Source organism: Clostridium sp. (assembly GCF_032552055.1).
Taxonomy (GTDB): Bacteria; Bacillota; Clostridia; order Clostridiales; family Clostridiaceae; genus Clostridium.
This window is the reverse complement of sequence record NZ_JAWGSV010000297.1, coordinates 1-3,641: the sequence shown is the minus strand read 5'-3', so window position 1 is coordinate 3,641 and position 3,641 is coordinate 1. Positions and strand designations below refer to the sequence as shown.

General features: G+C 26.3%; 3 protein-coding genes. All 3 read right to left on the bottom strand.

Going from position 1 to position 3,641, the window contains the following annotated elements:
- Positions 1-157: 157 nt before the first annotated feature.
- A complete protein-coding gene (locus tag E6248_RS14440; RefSeq protein ID WP_316341483.1) occupies positions 158-2,326 on the bottom strand; it encodes a sensor histidine kinase in 2,169 nt (722 codons plus the stop codon).
- Positions 2,301-3,002, bottom strand: a complete 702-nt coding sequence (locus tag E6248_RS14435; RefSeq protein WP_316341482.1) for a response regulator transcription factor — start codon at positions 3,000-3,002, stop codon at positions 2,301-2,303. Before E6248_RS14435 ends, E6248_RS14440 begins: the two co-directional genes overlap by 26 nt.
- A 246-nt stretch (positions 3,003-3,248) precedes the next feature.
- Positions 3,249-3,641, bottom strand: a 393-nt coding sequence (locus E6248_RS14430; protein WP_316341481.1) for a VTT domain-containing protein, incomplete at its 5' end; no start/stop codon positions are given.

Here is a 3,641-nt window from a genome sequence, read left to right as displayed (position 1 = left end):
AACTTTTCTCCTTCCTATTATATTTATTAAATATATATTTTTCAACTAAATTTTCTATAATATAGAAAATTCTAAAGAAAAAGACAGTATAACTTGAACTTGCTACACCGTCTTTCTGATATTACTTCCTTCTTCCCAAAATTTATATAATATTTTTCTATTTATTAAACTTTAATATTACCTTAAATAAATCTCCATCAATTTCAATTTTTAAGCTTCCACCTTGTAATTCTACAAAACTTTTTGCTATAGCTAGACCAAGACCTGATCCTTCAGTATTCCTTGACTTATCTCCCCTAGCAAATCTTTCTATTATCTCTTCCTCAGTAAAATCTATTTCAGTTGCAGACATATTCTTTAGGGTTACATAAACGCCCTTTTCATCATCTACTATATCTATAAATACTCTTGAATTAGGCATAGAATATTTAACTACATTTATAAGTAGGTTTTCAAAAATTCTATAAGTTTTTTGACTATCTAAAGGTACAATAACTTTATGTTCTGGCAAATTCCACTTAAACTTCAGTGATGATTCCTCAATCTTATCGCTAAGTTCTAAATGAGTTTGTTTCATTAAAGATACAATATCTACATTAACTATATCTAATTTAATATTTTTGCTTGTAGCTTTACTTACTTCAAATAAATCTTCTATTAAATTTTTAAGTCTTTGTGATTTTCTTTCTAATGTGCTTAAATACTTTTCTCTATCTTCTTTACTGATATTTTCATCCTTTAATAAATCAATATAAGTAATTATTGAAGTTAATGGGGTTTTTAAGTCATGAGAAACATTTGATATAAGTTCAGTCTTCATTCTTTGACTTTTCACTTCTTCTTCAACTGCATTTTTAAATCCTTTTTGAATCTTCTCAAGCTCATCTTTTACTGGTTCAAATACTCCTAGATTTTCTTCTATAGTAACATCTAAATTACCTTCTGCTATTTTATTAGTAGCTTTAAGTAAAATTTGATATTTTCCCTTTATATCTTCAAAATATTTTTTTAATACAAAGAATAAAACTATTGAATATATTAATGCTGCTCCTATTCCAAAGAACCAAATTACACACATAAATGAAAGTATAATAAAGTTTATTGATACTATTTTTAATACTATCTTGTTAGACTTATTATTTAAATCTACATTAATTAGTTCACGATAAACACACTTTAATATCTTTAGAATAAATTTTATTACTCTACCTACTAAAGAATTTTCCTTAATATAGTTTATTAAACCTCTAGTAAATATCTTCTTTATTACAAGGACAGCTATAAAGGCTGCAAATAATAAAATAAACCAGTATAGTACATTTCCTATATCTAATACTGGATTAACAAAGCTTGTTGAAAATCCAAGTTCATTAAATGCATTTATTAACCATTCTCTATTTATAGTAGAATAAACTATATCAGGTGATAGAGCTATGCAAGCTGTTATCACAGAAATAATAAAGACTAATATTTCAAATGGTAGATTTACTATTTTATTAATAAGTTTTATACTAATAAGATATTTTAAGCTTGCAAATAATCCAATTATTAAAGCTATTCCATATGCTATTAGTCCAATTGTAAGAGTAACATTTTCATAAGCATACTTATCTGAATTATTAGTATACCTTGAGATATCATCTTTAAATCTTAGATCTTCAGGTATTCCATAAACTACAGATACATTCTTAAGTCCATTTACTTCTAAGTTGCTTGGAAGCTGAAAAATACTATTTTTATCAAAATTTATAAAAGTACTTTTAGTATCTTCTTTTATTCCCTTTGACTTAACTATATTAACTTTACCAAACTCATCAAAGTTTACTACCATATAAAAACTATAATTATTTTCTAATTCTTCTTTTTGTTTAGCATCTATGCTATCTGCTAAAAGTAACCCTAATTTATTATTTGTATTGGAAACTACTTTGTTAGAATCCTTTTTTAGCATATAATAATCTAAATTCTTATAGTTTTCTTCAAATTTATTCGCCCATCTATTAACTTCATAGTTAATATTTTGCCTAACATCATTATATTGACTAGTATTTTGTTCGCTTTTTATTTCCTTAATAAATACTTCGTCTGCTGATACTTCATTACCACTTTCAAGCTCTACTAAATCCTTATATAAAGCATAAGAACCTTCATATAAACTCCTTTGGAAGAAATACTCATCATTTAATATTATTCTTCCTACATTGCTTACTATTTCCTTAATCCTTGGATAATAGGATACTATAGATATTGACATAATTAATAATAAAACTAAGACTATAGTAAGAGTGATATATCCTTTTTTATTGTTTTTCAATTTTGTATCCAACTCCCCACACCACCTTTAAGTATTTAGGATTTTTAGGATTGATTTCGATTTTTTCTCTTATATTTCTAACATGAACCATAATAGTATCAGTATTTATTGCTTGCTCATTCCAAACTCTTTCATATATTTCTTCTGATGAAAAAACTCTTCCTGGGTTTTGCATTAATAATTGTAAGATTTTAAATTCAATTGGAGTAAGCTTAACTAAATTACCATCTACCGTTAGCTCTACTGTATCTATATTAAGTTCAAGGCCACCTATAATATAGCTATTTGTTTTTTCAATTCCTGAAGAAGCTAACTTAAGATATTTAGAGTATCTTCTTAACTGAGAATTAATTCTGGCTAATAATTCTAAAGGAGTGAAAGGTTTTGTTATGTAATCATCAGCTCCAATATTAAGTCCCATTATCTTATCAACTTCTTCTGATTTTGCAGATAACATAATAATAGGAAAATCATATTTTTCTCTAAGCTTCATAGTCATAGTTATTCCGTCCATTTTAGGCATCATAATATCTACAATAGCTAAATGTATTTCTTCATTATTTATAATTTCTAATCCCTCTAACCCATTGTATCCCTTAAATACCTTATACCCTTGACTCTTTAAATAAATTTCTAAAGCATCTGCTATTTCTTTTTCATCTTCAACAATTAACACATTATATTCCATGAGTCCTTCTCCTTACTTTCTTAATAACACTTTACTATTATACGATAAAAGCGAAATCTTTTCCTTACAAACTAACTATATCTTATATTCCTAAAGAATAACCTCAAATAATTCTAAAGAATTTCTAAAAAAGTCCTTGTTTATTTTTCAGTTTAATGTTATTATAATCTAGCAGTTGGTACGAAAGTGCTAATAACAAAGAGGAGCTTGGTTTGTCCTTCGCCGGATACCAAGCTCCTCATTTATTTATTTCTTTATTAATTTAGTTAACTTTTCTTCTATTTTACTACTCTTAACAATTATAAAATAAGATACTATTATAATTACTCCCCATCCCCCTAAAGGCATCTCTAGACTTGCAGATCCTAAAGCTGATGCAAGTAATATCTCCCAAGGTCTAGTAAGCATTAGTATAACAAAATATTTCTTGAAACTCATATTACTAATACCAACTATAAAATTAATAACATCATCTGGAAAAAAAGGAAGTAGTAACATTAAGAAAATTACACTTTCACCTTTAGGTGAATTAATCAAATTCTCATACTTCTCTATAAGCTTTTTATTTACAAACTTTTCAACGAACATTCTTCCATATATCCTTGATAATGAAAAAATAATTGCCGATCCAATTACTAT